Source organism: Streptomyces sp. NPDC050625 (genome assembly GCF_040654755.1).
In the GTDB taxonomy this organism is placed as follows: domain Bacteria; phylum Actinomycetota; class Actinomycetes; order Streptomycetales; family Streptomycetaceae; genus Streptomyces.
This window is the reverse complement of record NZ_JBFAIQ010000014.1, coordinates 134136-148340: the sequence shown is the minus strand read 5'-3', so window position 1 is coordinate 148340 and position 14205 is coordinate 134136. Positions and strand designations below refer to the sequence as shown.

The following is a 14205-nucleotide window of genomic DNA, read 5'->3' as shown; positions in this document are numbered from 1 at the left end:
AGAGCGTCACACGCCGGGGCCGGTCCGCCGCAGCACACGCAGTGAGCCCGACGCCGACACCTCCGTGAACGCGCCCGACTCAAGGGCCCGCAGATACACGCGGTACGGGGCCTGGCCGGTGAACTCGTCCTCCGGGTGCGGGAACACGTCGTGGATGACGAGGAGGCCGCCCTCGGCCACATGGGGGGCCCAGCCCTCGTAGTCGGCGGTCGCGTGCTCGTCGGTGTGGCCGCCGTCGATGAAGACCAGGCCGAGCGGCGAGTTCCAGAACGCGGCGATCTGCGGCGAGCGGCCGACCAGGGCGACCACGTGGTCCTCCAGGCCCGCCCGGTGCAGTGTCCGGCGGAACGTGGGCAGCGTGTCCATCAGACCGATCTCGGGGTCGACCGTCTCCGGGTCGTGGTACTCCCAGCCCGGCTGCTGCTCCTCGCTGCCCCGGTGGTGGTCGACGGTCAGCGCGGTGACCCCGGCCTGCCGGGCCGCGTCCGCGAACAGGATCGTCGAGCGTCCGCAGTACGTCCCGACCTCCAGCAGCGGCAGCCCCAGTCCGCCCGCCGCTACGGCGGCCGCGTACAGCGCGAGCCCCTCGTCCACGGGCATGAACCCCTTCGCCGCCTCGAACGCGGCCAGGATCTCGGGCTTGGGTGCGGCGACTGGCATGGGGGGCCTTTCGGTCATACGGCTGTCCGGGCGCCCATGCTGCCGCACCTCCGGCCACCCAGGTGACAGGGGGTACGGCAGAAGGGGCGCGGGGAACCGCGCGACAAGCCACGATGGCGGATGGGCCGCCGGACGACCGAACCTCCCCGCGCTCTACGCGCTCTATGCGCTGACGATCTCCCCCGGCAACGAAAGATCCAGATCGACAGCCCGCTCCTCACCGGAGTGGGTCGCGGACGAGGCAAGCGGGCCGTGACCAAAGGCCCGTGCGGCCAGCACATACGCACCTTCGGCCGGAACCGTGAGGGCGTAGCTGCCGTCCTCGCCGGAGAGCGTGGCGCCCGCCTGACGGCCGCGGCGGTCGATCAGGGTGACCTTCGCGCGGGCGACCGGGGTGCCCTCGGCGTCCAGAACGCGCCCGCGGAAGCCGCGCAGCACCTCCTCGGCCCGCTCCAGCGCAGCGTCCTCCTCGCTGCTCGCGCGCAGCTGCGTGTGCTGGGCGGGGCGGCTCGGCTTCGGCAGGAACACGGCCAGCAGCAGACCGACCGCCACCGCGGCCGTCGCGATCAGGAAGGAGACACGGAAGCCGTGCATCGTCGGGATCTCCACGCCGCCCACGGTGTTCGCCGTGTTGGCCAGCACCATGCCGATGACGGCGCTGGAGACGGACGTACCGATGGACCGCATCAGCGTGTTGAGGCCGTTGGCTGCGCCCGTCTCCGAGGCCGGGACCGCGCCGACGATCAGCGCGGGGAGGGAGGAGTAGGCGAGGCCTATGCCCGCGCCGAGGATCACCGCGATGACCAGGCTCTGCCAGGCGGCGCTCATCAGGCCGAGGCCGGCGCCGTAGCCGATGGCGATGATCAGCATGCCGAGGATCAGCGTGGTCTTGGGACCGTACTTCGCGGACAGCCGTGCGTAGACGGGCGCCGTGAACATCATCGTCAGTCCGAGCGGCGCGACGAGCAGACCCGCGACGACCATCGACTGGCCGAGGCCGTAGCCGGTGGCGGTGGGCAGCTGGAGCAGCTGGGGCAGGACGAGCGAGACGACGTAGAAGCTGACGCCGACCATGATCGAGGCGAGGTTGGTGAGCAGCACCTCGCGGCGCGCGGTGGTGCGCAGGTCGACCAGCGGGGCCTTGGTGCGCAGTTCTAGGACGCCCCACAGGACCAGGACGAACACGGACGCGGCGAACAGGCCGAGCGTGGTGCCGGAGGACCAGCCCCAGTCGCTGCCCTTGGTGATCGGCAGGAGCAGCAGGACCAGCCCTGTGGACAGGCCCAGCGCGCCCAGCAGGTCGAAGGAGCCCTCGGCGCGCATCGGGGACTCGGGCACGACGAGCAGGGTGAGGACGATGGAGAGCACGCCGAGTCCGGCGGCGCCGTAGAACAGGGCGTGCCAGTCGGCGTGCTGCGCGACCAGGGCCGCGGCGGGCAGCGCGAGGCCGCCGCCGACGCCGATCGAGGAGCTCATCAGGGCCATCGCCGAGCCGAGCCGCTCGCGCGGCAGCATGTCGCGCATCAGGCCGATGCCGAGCGGGATCGCGCCCATCGCGAAGCCCTGGAGCGTACGGCCCACGATCATCGTGAGCAGCTCGTTGGTGAGCGCGCTGATCAGTGCGCCGACCACCATCACGGCGAGGCTGAGCACGAGCATGCGCCGCTTGCCGTACAGGTCGCCGAGGCGGCCCATGATCGGGGTGGCGACGGCGCCGGACAGCAGCGTCGAGGTCAGTACCCAGGTGGCGTTGCTCGGCGCGGTGCCCAGCAGTTGCGGCAGGTCCTTGATGACCGGGACGAGCAGGGTCTGCATCACCGCGACCGCGATGCCCGCGAAGGCGAGCACCGGGACCAGGGCCCCGCTGGCCCTGCGGGTGGGCTGGTCGGTCGTCGTGTGCGTCATTGAGTGAGGCCTCCCGTGCGATAAGTGCCGGGTAAACCTCGTATGCACGGGCAACTATTCCGTTGCTTCGGGCTGCTAATGAATTCTTGACCTTCTCGTGGGGATCTGATCCCTCGTCAGGTCTGGTGGCAGGGTGAAACACGTTCTAGTCTTGCGCGCCATGAAGGCCTATGTCGCCGGTGTCGGAATGACCAGGTTCGAGAAGCCCGAGACACGTGAATGGCAGTACTGGGACATGGTCGGGGAGGCGGGAGGCGCGGCGCTCGCGGACGCCGGGATCTCGTACACGGATGTGGAACAGGTTCCAGTCGGCTACTGCTTCCAGCCCTCGACCGCCGGCCAGCGCGCCGCCTATGAACTCGGCCTGACCGGAGTCCCCGTCTACAACGTCAACAACAACTGCGCGACCGGCTCGACCGCCCTGATGCTGGCCCGGCAGCTCGTCGAGGGCGGGGCCGCCGACTGCGTCCTCGCCCTGGGCTTCGAGAAGATGAAGAAGGGCGCGCTGGGCGGAGGCGCGGACGGAGGGGACTTCTCCACGTCTCCCGTCGCCCGTCACTACGGCGTCATGGCCGCCCGGCACGGATTCGAGATGACCCCGCCCACCGCGCAGATCTTCGGCGACGCGGCCCGCGAGCACATGGAGCGGTACGGCACGACCGAGGCGCAGCTGGCCGCCGTGGCCGCCAAGAACCACCGGCACTCCGCGCACAACCCGTACGCCCAGTTCCGGGACGTGTACGAGGTGGACGACATCCTCGCCGCGCGCACCGTCCACCGCCCGCTCACCAAGCTCCAGTGCTCACCGACCTCGGACGGCGCCGCGGCGGCCGTGGTGGTGTCGGAACGGTTCGCCGAGCGGCGCGGGCTCACGGGCCTCGTCGAGATCGTCGCGCAGGCGATGACGACCGACACCGAGGAGTCCTTCGCGTCGGGCTCCTGCATCGACGTCGTCGGCCTGCCCATGTCCCGGGAGGCGGCACGCCAGGTGTACGACCGCTCCGGCCTCGGCATCGAGGACGTGGACGTCGTCGAGCTCCACGACTGCTTCTCCGTCAACGAACTGCTGACGTACGAGGCGCTCGGCATGTGTGAGCCCGGCGAGTCGGGGCAGCTCGTCGAGTCGGGTGCGACCACGTACGGCGGGCGGTGGGTGGTGAACCCGTCGGGTGGGCTCATCTCCAAGGGCCATCCACTGGGCGCCACGGGCCTCGCGCAGGTCGCCGAGCTGGTCTGGCAGCTGCGGGGCGAGGCGGGGGAGCGGCAGGTGGCGGGGGCCCGGGTGGGTCTGGCGCACAACATCGGGCTGGGCGGGGCGGCGGTCGTGACGTTGGTGCGGGCGGTGTAGGTCGTGACGTCGGTACGGGCGGTGTAGGCCGTGACGTCGGTACGGGCGGTGTAGGCCGTTCGACCGAGGCATGGGTGGGACGAAATCCCGATGCAAGGACCGTAACCGGGTTGAGAGCATGACACCCATGCTCGAAGCCGCCGACACCTCTTTCATACGCCCTCGCACCACACCCCCCACCTGGCTGGTGGTGGCGCTCGCCTGCGCCGGACAGTTCCTGGTCGTGCTGGACGTGTCCGTCGTCAACGTGGCGCTGCCGTCGATGCGCACCGACCTCGGCCTGAGCCCGTCCGGGTTGCAGTGGGTGGTGAACGCGTACGCGATCGCCTTCGCCGGGTTCATGCTGCTGGGCGGCCGGGCCGGGGACCTGTACGGGCGCAAGCGGATGTTCCTGATCGGGCTCGGGCTGTTCACGCTGGCCTCGCTGGGCGGCGGGGCGGCCCAGGAGGGCTGGCAACTGCTGCTGGCGCGGGCCGTGCAGGGGCTCGGGGCGGCGGTGCTGGCGCCCTCGACGCTGACCCTGCTGACGGCGGCGGTGCCGGAGGGCGCGGCACGGGCGCGGGCCATCGCCACCTGGACCGCGGTGGGCGCGGGCGGTGGCGCCGCGGGCGGGCTGGTCGGCGGGGTGCTGGTGGACGTGCTGTCGTGGCGGTGGGTGCTGCTCATCAACGTGCCGGTGGGTGCCGTGGTGCTGGCCGGCTCCCTGGTGTGGCTGGTGGAGAGCCGGGCGGGGGACCGGCGGCGGCTGGATCTGCCGGGCGCGCTGCTGGTGACGGGCGGGCTCGCGACGCTGGCCTACGGGATCGTGCAGACGGAGGCCAAGGGGTGGACGGCCGCGGCCACCCTGGTGCCGCTGACCGCCGGGCTCGCGCTGATCGGGCTGTTCCTCCTCGTGGAGGCGCGCACGGCGGCCCCGCTGATGCCGCTCGGGCTGCTGCGGCTGCGCTCGGTGGCGTCGGCCAACGCGGCCATGTTCGTGTGCGGTTCGGCGATGTTCTGCATGTGGTACTTCATGACGCTGTACGCGCAGAACGTGCTCGGCTACTCGCCGCTGGGCGCCGGACTCGCGCTGGTGCCCAGCTCCCTGGCCGTGATCGTGGGCTCGAAGCTGGCGCCGCGCCTGCTGCCGGTGGCCGGGGCCCGCGGCCTGGCGGGCATCGGCACGCTGGTGGCGGCCGCCGGGTTCGGGTGGCAGTCGACGATGAGCGCGCACGGCGGCTATCTGACGGCGATCATGTTCCCGGGCATCCTGATGATGCTGGGCGCGGGCCTGGCCGCGACCCCGCTCGCCTCGCTGGCCACGTCGGGCGCGGCGCCGGGGGACGCCGGTGTGGTGTCCGGGCTGGTCAACACCTCGCGCACGATGGGCGGTTCACTGGGCCTCGCGGTGATGTCGACGATCGCGGCGGCCCGGACGGGGAGCGGCGGCGGTGCCGAAGCGCTCACGGACGGATACGCGCTGGCCTTCCGCACGGGCACGGCGGTGCTGCTGGGCGGGGCGGTGCTGATGCTGGTGTGGCTGCCGCGCAGGATCCCGGCACCCTCCGTGACTCCTGCGAATTGAGGCGAGGGAGAAGTCGGTGGAGGTGACGAAGTAGGCCACCGGGAGGTCACAGCCACCCCTGCTGCCGGGCCTCCCGTACCGCCTCCGCCCGGTTGCGGGTGCCCGTCTTGCCGATGGCGGAGGACAGGTAGTTGCGGACCGTCGACTCGGACAGATGCAGCCTGCCGGCGATGTCGGCGACCGTCGCACCGTCCACCGACGCCTTCAGCACATCGCACTCGCGGGCGGTGAGCGGACTCGGCCCGGCACTGAGCGCGGCCGCGGCCAGCGCCGGGTCGACCACGGTCTCCCCTGTGAGCACGCGCCGGATCGCCTCGGCCAGTTCCTCCACCGGCCCGTCCTTGACCAGGAAACCGGCGGCCCCGGCCTCCATGGCCCGGCGCAGATAGCCGGGTCGGCCGAAGGTGGTCAGGATCAGGACCCGGCAGTCGGGAGCCTGCTCGCGCAGCTGCTCCGCCGCGTCCAGCCCGCTCATGCCGGGCAGTTCGATGTCCAGCAGGGCCACGTCGGGCCGGTGCAGCAGCGCGGCGTCCACGATCGCGTCGCCGGTCGCGACCTGGGCGACCACCTCGATGTCGTCCTCCATGCCGAGCAGGAGGGCCAGGGCGCCGCGCATCATGCCTTGGTCCTCGGCGAGCAGGACCCGGATGTTCTTCACGACCCAAGCGTAGCCAAGCGCGGCCAATTAAAGACTCGTCATTGTTCGGGTCCGCGGGGGTTGACGCCTTCGGATGACGCGCAAACAATCGCCTCTGCATTTCCGGTAATTGTTCGGCATTTCGACGCCGAAAAGGTTCGGTATTTCGATCGAACAGTGTCCGGTATTTCGACCATGCCGGATCGACCGTGCCCGTACCGCCCTACGAGGAACCGAAGAGGTGCACCGTGATCCCAAGACTCCCGCACTCACGTCCCCGGCCGCTGAGAAGGGCCGCCCTGTCCGTCCTCGCGGCGTTCGCCACCGTCGCCGCGCTGCTGCTCGGCGTCGGCGCCCCGCAGGCGGCCGCCGCGAGCTCGCTGCCGTGTGACATCTACGCCGCCGCTGGCACGCCCTGCGTCGCCGCGCACAGCCTCGCCCGGGCGCTCTACTCGTCCTACGGCGGCTCGCTCTACCAGGTGCAGCGCGCCTCCGACGGCGCCACCGCCAACATCGGGCTGCTGGCGACGGGCGGGTATGCCAACGCGGCCGCGCAGGACTCCTTCTGCTCCGGTACGACCTGCATCATCACCAAGATCTACGACCAGTCCTCGCGCCACAACGACCTCACGATCGAGGGCGCGGGCGGGGCCGGCGCGGCCGATGTCGGGGCGCCCGCGGACGCGCTTCCGGTGACGGTCGGCGGCCACCAGGTCTACGGCCTGGAGATCTCGGCAGGCATGGGCTACCGGGACAACTCCACCTCCGGCGTGGCCGTGAACGGGCAGGCCGAGGGGATGTACATGGTGACCTCCGGCACGCATGTCAACGGCGCCTGCTGCTTCGACTACGGCAACGCCGAGACGAACAACAAGGACACCGGCAACGGCCACATGGACGCCATCAACTTCGGCACCGAGTGCTGGTTCTCGCCCTGCTACGGCCAGGGGCCGTGGGTGCAGGCCGACCTGGAGAACGGTCTGTTCCAGTCGGATGCCGGGTACAGCAAGAACACGTCCAACACCGGAACCGGCCCGCTGCCGTTCGTCACCGCACTGCTGAAGAACAACGGGCAGAACCATTTCGCGCTGAAATACGGCAATGCGCAATCCGGTGGACTCACCACCACATATTCCGGAGCAGAGCCGACCGCCGGCGGCTACTCGCCGATGCACCAGGAGGGCGCGATCGTGCTCGGCACCGGCGGTGACAACAGCAACGGCTCCATAGGGTCCTTTTTCGAGGGCGTCATGACCTCCGGCATCCCGACCGACGCCGCCGACGACGCCGTGCAGGCCAACATCGTCTCCGTCGGCTACGGCGGCCCGACCGGCAGCACCGGCTCCCTCACGGCCGGCTCGGAGATCTCACTGCGCGCGACGACCTCCTGCTGCACCACCGACTACGTCCGCCACCAGAACAACGCGGCCGTCATCTCCGCGGTGACATCGAGCAGTTCGGCCCTCGACAAGAGCGACGCCACCTGGATCGTCCGCAAGGGCCTCGCCGCCGGCTCCTGCGTCTCCTTCGAGTCGCGCAACTACCCCGGTGACTTCCTGCGCCACTACAACTACCGGCTCTACCGGCAGCCCATGGACGGCAGCGCCCAGTTCAGGGCCGACGCCACGTTCTGCCTACAGACCGGGAAGAGCGGCACGGGCACCTCGTTCGCGTCGTACAACTACCCGACCAGATATCTGCGCCACTACAACTTCAACGTCTACATAGCGAGCAACGGCGGCTCGAACACCTGGGACAGCAGCACGTCGTGGAGCGACGACGTGAGCTGGGTGGTCAGCTCGCCCTGGGCGCCGTAGCCGCCCCGGTCACCGACAGCTGAGCCGATTCCGTGGGGAGTTCGGCGGTGACCGTGAAGCCGCCGCGCGGCGACGGGCCGGCCCGCAGGGAGCCGCCCGCCGTCGCGAGGCGCTCGGTCAGCCCCTTGAGCCCGGTGCCGCCGATGCCCTCCCGGGGTTCGGCGGCGGCCGCGCCGGTGCCGTTGTCGGTGACCGTCAGCCGTGCCCGCTCGGTGCTGCTCTCGACGGTGATCTCGCAGCGGCGGGCGTCGCTGTGCCGGACGACGTTGGTGACCGCCTCGCGCACCACCCAGCCCAGCAGGGCCTCCGTCTGCGGGGTCAGCGGGGTGCCGGACTGCCTGACCACCGGCTCCACACTGGCCGCGGACAGGGCCGAGCGGGCGCGGGTCAGCTCCGTGGCGAGGCTGCCCTCCCGGTAGCCGGTCACCGCCTCGCGGATCTCGGTCAGCGCCTGCCTGCCGACCGACTCGATGTCGTTGATCTGCGACAGCGCCGCGTCCATGTCGCGCGGGGCGAGACGCCGGGCCGCCTCCGACTTCACCACGATCACCGACAGGGTGTGGCCGAGCAGGTCGTGCAGATCGCGGGAGAAGCGCAGGCGCTCCTTCTCCACCGCGCGGCGGGCCAGTTCCTCACGGGCGGCACGCAGTTCCCGTACGGCTTCGCTGAGGCCCAGGATCGCGGCGGTCACCATGCTCGACAGGAAGGTGCCGTAGGCGATGTTCACCGCGTCCCAACCGTCGCGGAAGCCGGAGACGGTACCGGCGAACGCGGCCAGCAGGATGCCGGTCCTGCCCAGCCACGGCCCGCGCAGCGTGGCGCCCGTCGCGAGGCCCAGCAGGGGGAAGAACAGCAGCCAGCTGCCGCCGTACCCGAGGGCCAGGCCCGTGGTCAGCAGGCCCATCAGCAGCAGTGCCACCCGGGTGGACGTCGCCTCGCGCTTCTCGCGGTCGAAGGCGCGGAACGTCACGTAGACGTACAGCGAGTTGAAGGCGAGCAGACCCAGGCCGCCGATCCACGGGTTGGGGGTCTTGCCCTGGAAGAGATTGGAGAAGGATCCCAGTCCCATGAGAAGCCACGGCAGCAGCGCGAAACCGGTGGGCGGCGGGCCCGGATGCTCGGGCATCCGCCCGTTCTTCCGGGCGGCCTTCTGCGCGGCCCGGAAGCGGTCCATGTCCGCCCTCCACGCCGCCCGTGCGGCCTGCCAGGCGGACACCTGGCACCGGATCCCCTGCCACCACGACATGTCCTTGTTCACCCGAGATCCCCCGATCAACTGGTCCCCGCACTACGGCGGTACGACAGCACAGCGTACGAACAGAACACCGACATCCAGGAGGTCAGTACGAGAATCGCGCTGGGCGCCGGGGCGTGACCGGTGGCGACCGAGGTGCCCAGCTGGGCGATGCCATGGGTCGGGGTGTACGCCGAGACCGGGCGCAGCCAGCCGGGGAAGAGCTCGACCGGGAACCAGAGACCGCCGAGCACCGCGAGCCCCAGGTTGCCGATCATGTTCGCCACGCCGGTGGCCGGACCGGTCAGCCGGTAGCCGTTGCCGAGGCCGAGCAGGGTGAAGGGGATCGAGCCGAGCCACAGCAGCACCGCGACGGCCGCCCACTGCCAGGCCCGCAGCCGGACGCCGTTCACCAGACCGCCCGCCAGGAGCACCGCGACGATCGCCGGGAGCACGGTCACCGAACCGGTCAGCGCCCGCCCGATCACCACCTCGCGCGGGGTCATCGGCGTCACCCTCAGCTGCCGCAGCCAGCCGATCGCCCGGTCCTCGGCGACCGCGCCGCCGGTGTTGAGGGCGGAGCCGACCGCGCCGTACGCGGCCATGCCGACCATGGAGGCGGTCTTCCAGGCGCTGTCGTTCTCGCCGAGGTTGGTGAACAGCAGGTACATCATCACCGGCATCGCGATCCCGCCGATCACGAAGCCCGTGTCGCGCAGGGTGCGGCGCACTTCCAGGCGCAGGTAGTCCCACATCAGACCGTCTCCGTCTCCGTCTTCGTCTTCGTCTCCGGCCTGGTTTTCGTCTCCGACTCGGTTTGCGTCCCCGACCAGGTCTTCGTCCCCGTCCCGGTTTCCGTCCCGTGCGAGGTCAGGGCGAGGAAGGCGTCGTCGAGCGAGGCCGGGGTGACCTCCAGGCCGCGTATCGCGCCGAGTGCGGCGAGCGCGATCACCGTCGCGTCGGAGTCGTCCGTGCGCAGCCGTGCCCGGTCCCCGCGCACCTGCACCGACCGCACCCCGGGCAGCAGGTCCAGTCCGTCCGGGGCGCGTCCGGCCAGGTCGAAGGAGACCAGATTGCCGCCGGCCGACCGCCGCAGCTCCTCGCCGGTGCCGTCGGCGACGATCCGGCCGCGGTCGATGACGACGATCCGGTCGGCGTGTGCGTCGGCCTCCTCCAGGTAGTGGGTGGAGAACAGCACGGTGTGACCGCGGCGCGCGTACGCCCGCATCGACTCCCAGAATGCGTGCCGCGCCTCCACGTCCAGGGCGGCGGTCGGTTCGTCCAGCACGAGGAGGGACGGGTTCCCGGCGAGCGCCACGGCGAAGCGCACCCGCTGCGTCTGCCCGCCGGACAGCCGGTCCACCCGGCGCCCCGCGAGGCCGGCGATCCCGGCCAGCTCCAGCGCCCGCGCCACGGGCAGCGGGGTCGGGTAGCGGGAGGCCACGAAGCAGACCAGCTCCCCGACCGTGACCCGGGGGACCGCGCGGCCCTCCTGGAGCATCGCGCCGACCCGGCCCGCGCGCACCGACCGCTCCGGGGCGGCGCCGAACAGCTCCACCGTGCCGGCGTCGGGCCGCAGCAGACCGAGCAGCAGCGAGATCGTCGTGGACTTCCCGGCGCCGTTGGGGCCGAGCAGGGCGACCGTCTCGCCGCGCGCGAGGTCGAGGTCGATGCCGTCGACGGCGCGGAGCGGGCCGTAGGCCTTGACGGCTCCCGTGAAGGACACGGCCGCTGATGTCTGTGTCATGCCTACGACGCTATGAATCACGGCCCCCGTCCGGCAGATGCGCATGTACGGACTCAGGCAGTACAAATGTCACGGCCGACATCAGCTGACACGGCGTCAGGAGCCTTCACAAGTAAGGGGCGCTGGGCTATACAAGGGGCGCTGGACTGGAACGCGTTCCAGTTCGGCCCGTGACGACCTCGGTGCGGCCGACGGTGCGGACGGCCGCACCGAGGTCTTCAAGCCGCCGTCCGAAGCAAGCCGCCGTCCGAAGCAGGCCGCCGCCCGCAAGCCGTGAGTGTCAGGAGCCGTATGCCCATCGACGCAGCCAAGGCCCTCGCCGCCGAACCCCGTTCAGGTGAGATCACCTGGGACCGCAAGGACGTCCTGCTCTACCACCTGGGCCTGGGCGCCGGAGTCCCCGCCACCGACCCCGACGAACTGCGCTACACCCTGGAGTCCCGGCTGCACGTCCTGCCGAGCTTTGCCACCGTCGCGGGCAGCGGGTCGCCCGGGGTGATCAGCGGCCTGTCCATGCCCGGCGTCGACGTCGACCTCGCCCGCGTGCTGCACGGCGGCCAGTCGCTGACCCTGCACCGCCCCATCCCCGTCGAGGGCACCGCGACCGCCACGGGCCGCATCGCCGCCGTTTACGACAAGGGCAAGGCGGCCGTCCTCGTCATGCGCACCGAGGTCACCGACGCCGACGGCCCGCTGTGGACCAACGACGCGCAGATCTTCGTACGCGGGGAAGGCGGCTGGGGCGGAGACCGCGGCCCCTCCACCCGGCTCGAACCGCCCGCAGGAGAGCCCGACCGGACCGTCGAGAAGCGCCTCCGCGAGGACCAGGCGCTGCTCTACCGCCTCTCCGGCGACTGGAACCCGCTGCACGCCGACCCCGAGTTCGCCAAGGTCGCCGGGTTCGACCGGCCCATCCTGCACGGGCTGTGCACCTACGGCATCACGCTCAAGGCGGTCGTCGACACGCTGCTCGGCGGCGATGTGACCCGGGTCCGCTCCTACACCACGCGCTTCGCGGGGGTGGTGTACCCGGGCGAGACCCTGCGCATCCGCATGTGGCGGCAGGAAGGCTCCGTGCGGGCCGCCGTGAGCGCGGTCGAGAGGGACGACGCGCCCGTCCTCGCCGACACCGTCGTCGAACACTCCTGAGCCACCCGAGCCGCCGAAGCATTCGACGGGCCACCGAAGCATTCGACGAGCCAGCGAAGCATTCGAGGGGAGCCGCACCATGCGCGCAGCCGTACTGCACGAGATCGGCCAGGACAAGCTGGAGGTCCTCGACGACGTCGAGGCGGTGGGCTTCGGCCCCGGCAGGGTGCGGGTGCGGGTGCGCGCCACGGGGCTGTGCCACTCGGACCTGTCCGCGATGAACGGGGTGCTTCCGCAGCCGGCGCCCTTCGTCCCCGGGCACGAGGGCGCGGGCGAGATCGTCGAGGTCGGCGAGCACGTCACCCATCTCAAGCCCGGTGACCGGGTCGTCGTCTGCTGGCTGCCCGCCTGCGGCGCCTGTCCCGCCTGCAAGCGCGGCCAGACCGAGCTGTGCCTGGCCGGGTTCATGAACGCGGGCACCCCCAACTTCAAGCGCCCCGGCGGGGACGTCTTCGGCTTCGCGGGCACCGGCACCTTCGCCGAGGAGGTCGTCGTCGACGCGGGCTGCGCCGTGCCGATCCCGGACGACGTGCCCTTCGACATCGCCGCCCTCATCGGCTGCGGGGTGACGACGGGACTCGGCGCGGCCCTCAACACCGCCGACGTGGAGGCCGGTTCGTCGGTCGCCGTCATCGGCTGCGGGGGTGTGGGCATCTCGGCGATCCAGGGCGCCCGGCTCAAGGGCGCCGCCGAGATCGTCGCCGTCGACCCGGTTGCCTCCCGCCGCGAGTCAGCGCTCAGGTTCGGCGCCACGAAGGCCGTGTCACCGGACGAACTGGCCGACGCCAAGCAGCAGATCACCGGCGGCGAGGGCTTCGACTACGTCTTCGAGGTCGTCGGCAGGTCCGCCACCGCCCGCACGGCGTACGAGAACACCCGGCGCGGCGGCACCCTGGTCGTCGTCGGCGCGGGCGCCATGGACGACTTCCTCCAGCTCAACATGTTCGAGCTGTTCTTCGACGAGAAGCGGATCCTGCCCTCGATGTACGGCGGCGGCGACGTCCTGCGCTCCTACGAGCGCACCATCGCCCTGTGGCGGGCCGGCCGCGTCGACCTGGAGGGACTGATCACCCACCGGGTGCCGCTGGCCGAGATCAACGAGGCGCTGGACCAGATGCGTACCGGGACGGCCCTGCGTACGTGCATAGAGATCTGAGGACGCCACAGATGTCACTGCCACTTGAGGGGCTGTCCGCCGTCGTCACGGGCGCCGGGCGCGGCCTCGGCCGGGCCGAGGCCCTCGAACTCGCCCGGCTCGGCGCGGCCGTCGTCGTCAACGACTACGGGCAGCCCGGCCGGGACGGCTCCGGCGAGGCATCGGCCGCCCCCGCCGAGGAGGTCGCCGCCGAGATCCGCGCCGCCGGCGGGCGGGCACTTGCGCACACCGGGGACGTCGCCGACTTCGACGAGGCCCGGGAACTGGTCCGGCTGGCGGTCGGCGAGTTCGGGAAACTGGACATCCTGGTCAACAACGCGGGCATCCTGCGCGACCGGATGGTCTTCTCCATGTCCGAGGACGAGTGGGACTCGGTGATCCGGGTCCACCTCAAGGGACACTTCAACACGACGCACTTCGCGGCCGCGCACTGGCGTGAGCGGTCCAAGGCGGCCGGGGGACGCGTCTACGGGCGGATCGTGAACACCTCGTCGGAGGCGTTCCTCGCGGGTTCGGCGGGCCAGCCCAACTACGCGGCCGCGAAGGGCGGGATCGTCGGGCTGACCACGTCCACCGCGCTCGCCCTCGCCAAGTACGGCGTGACGGCCAACGCGATCTGCCCACGCGCCCGGACCCGGATGACCGAGGACGTCTTCGCCGGGTTCAGGGCACCCGGCGAGGGCCTCGACCCGCTCGCCCCCGAGCATGTCGCCCCGCTCGTCGGCTACTTGGCCTCCCCCGCCGCCGAACGGCTCAACGGACAACTGCTCGTCGTGCACGGCGGCATGGTCGCGGTCGTCGAACGACCACGCGTCCAGGCGCAGTTCGACAGCAAGCAGGACACCTTCACCTACGACGAACTCGACGCGCTGCTCACCCCGCACTACGCGGACCGGCCGACGGGGGAGACGTTCGCGGCGGCGGAGGTGCTGGGGCTCAAACGCCGGTGACACACGACCGGTGACACACGACCGGTGACGCACGACCG

General features: G+C 71.3%; 12 protein-coding genes. 6 read left to right on the top strand and 6 right to left on the bottom strand.

Annotated features, from left to right (window positions below; all coding sequences use genetic code 11):
• Nucleotides 1–6 precede the first annotated feature (6 nt).
• Both AB0I54_RS27995 and AB0I54_RS27990 read right to left on the bottom strand, forming a co-directional pair.
• Nucleotides 7–660, bottom strand: a complete 654-nt coding sequence (locus tag AB0I54_RS27995; RefSeq protein ID WP_363298911.1) for a class I SAM-dependent methyltransferase — start codon at nt 658–660, stop codon at nt 7–9.
• 162 nt (nt 661–822) lie between these two features.
• On the bottom strand, nt 823–2565 hold the full coding sequence (locus tag AB0I54_RS27990; RefSeq protein WP_363298910.1) for an MFS transporter: 1743 nt from the start codon (nt 2563–2565) through the stop codon (nt 823–825).
• Between the two features lie 160 nt (nt 2566–2725).
• On the opposite strand from AB0I54_RS27990, the gene AB0I54_RS27985 reads away from it, so the two are divergent.
• Both AB0I54_RS27985 and AB0I54_RS27980 read left to right on the top strand, forming a co-directional pair.
• The gene (locus AB0I54_RS27985) at nt 2726–3913 is read left to right on the top strand and encodes a lipid-transfer protein (protein WP_363298974.1); all 1188 of its coding nucleotides are present in this window, start codon (nt 2726–2728) and stop codon (nt 3911–3913) included.
• A 118-nt stretch (nt 3914–4031) separates the two neighbouring features.
• Nucleotides 4032–5477: an MFS transporter gene (locus AB0I54_RS27980; RefSeq protein ID WP_363298909.1), complete on the top strand. Its 1446-nt coding sequence runs from the start codon at nt 4032–4034 to the stop codon at nt 5475–5477.
• Nucleotides 5478–5523: 46 nt separating this feature from the next.
• On the opposite strand, the gene AB0I54_RS27975 is transcribed toward AB0I54_RS27980, so the two are convergent.
• Nucleotides 5524–6135 carry a response regulator transcription factor gene (locus AB0I54_RS27975; protein ID WP_363298908.1) on the bottom strand — a complete coding sequence of 204 codons (612 nt, stop codon included), beginning with the start codon at nt 6133–6135 and terminating at the stop codon, nt 5524–5526.
• 227 nt (nt 6136–6362) lie between these two features.
• On the opposite strand from AB0I54_RS27975, the gene AB0I54_RS27970 reads away from it, so the two are divergent.
• Nucleotides 6363–7931, top strand: a complete 1569-nt coding sequence (locus tag AB0I54_RS27970) for an alpha-L-arabinofuranosidase B (protein ID WP_363298907.1) — start codon at nt 6363–6365, stop codon at nt 7929–7931.
• On the opposite strand, the gene AB0I54_RS27965 is transcribed toward AB0I54_RS27970, so the two are convergent.
• The 3 genes from AB0I54_RS27965 to AB0I54_RS27955 are packed head-to-tail and all read right to left on the bottom strand — an operon-like array spanning nt 7909 to nt 10912.
• Nucleotides 7909–9177 carry a sensor histidine kinase gene (locus AB0I54_RS27965; RefSeq protein WP_363298973.1) on the bottom strand — a complete coding sequence of 423 codons (1269 nt, stop codon included), beginning with the start codon at nt 9175–9177 and terminating at the stop codon, nt 7909–7911. The genes AB0I54_RS27970 and AB0I54_RS27965 overlap by 23 nt on opposite strands.
• Nucleotides 9178–9203: 26 nt before the next feature.
• Nucleotides 9204–9920, bottom strand: coding sequence for an ABC transporter permease (locus AB0I54_RS27960; RefSeq protein ID WP_363298906.1), 717 nt, complete (start codon nt 9918–9920; stop codon nt 9204–9206).
• Complete coding sequence (locus tag AB0I54_RS27955) at nt 9920–10912, bottom strand: ABC transporter ATP-binding protein (RefSeq protein WP_363298905.1); 993 nt, start codon at nt 10910–10912, stop codon at nt 9920–9922. Before AB0I54_RS27955 ends, AB0I54_RS27960 begins: the two co-directional genes overlap by 1 nt.
• 291 nt (nt 10913–11203) lie before the next feature.
• On the opposite strand from AB0I54_RS27955, the gene AB0I54_RS27950 reads away from it, so the two are divergent.
• From AB0I54_RS27950 to AB0I54_RS27940, 3 genes are all read left to right on the top strand, one after another.
• Nucleotides 11204–12061 (top strand): MaoC/PaaZ C-terminal domain-containing protein, encoded by an 858-nt coding sequence (locus AB0I54_RS27950; RefSeq protein WP_363298904.1) that lies wholly within the window; start codon nt 11204–11206, stop codon nt 12059–12061.
• Between the two features lie 79 nt (nt 12062–12140).
• Nucleotides 12141–13217 (top strand): Zn-dependent alcohol dehydrogenase, encoded by a 1077-nt coding sequence (locus tag AB0I54_RS27945; protein ID WP_363298903.1) that lies wholly within the window; start codon nt 12141–12143, stop codon nt 13215–13217.
• 11 nt (nt 13218–13228) lie between these two features.
• Nucleotides 13229–14167: a 3-oxoacyl-ACP reductase gene (locus AB0I54_RS27940; RefSeq protein ID WP_363298902.1), complete on the top strand. Its 939-nt coding sequence runs from the start codon at nt 13229–13231 to the stop codon at nt 14165–14167.
• Nucleotides 14168–14205: the final 38 nt, after the last annotated feature.

Coding starts and splice junctions, on each gene's coding strand:
- AB0I54_RS27945 (WP_363298903.1), top strand. CDS start 12,141: ATGCGCGCAGCCGTACTGCACGAGATCGGCCAGGACAAGCTGGAGGTC.
- AB0I54_RS27985 (WP_363298974.1), top strand. CDS start 2,726: ATGAAGGCCTATGTCGCCGGTGTCGGAATGACCAGGTTCGAGAAGCCC.
- AB0I54_RS27960 (WP_363298906.1), bottom strand. CDS start 9,920: ATGTGGGACTACCTGCGCCTGGAAGTGCGCCGCACCCTGCGCGACACG.
- AB0I54_RS27995 (WP_363298911.1), bottom strand. CDS start 660: ATGCCAGTCGCCGCACCCAAGCCCGAGATCCTGGCCGCGTTCGAGGCG.
- AB0I54_RS27980 (WP_363298909.1), top strand. CDS start 4,032: ATGACACCCATGCTCGAAGCCGCCGACACCTCTTTCATACGCCCTCGC.
- AB0I54_RS27940 (WP_363298902.1), top strand. CDS start 13,229: ATGTCACTGCCACTTGAGGGGCTGTCCGCCGTCGTCACGGGCGCCGGG.
- AB0I54_RS27950 (WP_363298904.1), top strand. CDS start 11,204: ATGCCCATCGACGCAGCCAAGGCCCTCGCCGCCGAACCCCGTTCAGGT.
- AB0I54_RS27955 (WP_363298905.1), bottom strand. CDS start 10,912: ATGACACAGACATCAGCGGCCGTGTCCTTCACGGGAGCCGTCAAGGCC.
- AB0I54_RS27990 (WP_363298910.1), bottom strand. CDS start 2,565: ATGACGCACACGACGACCGACCAGCCCACCCGCAGGGCCAGCGGGGCC.
- AB0I54_RS27965 (WP_363298973.1), bottom strand. CDS start 9,177: ATGTCGTGGTGGCAGGGGATCCGGTGCCAGGTGTCCGCCTGGCAGGCC.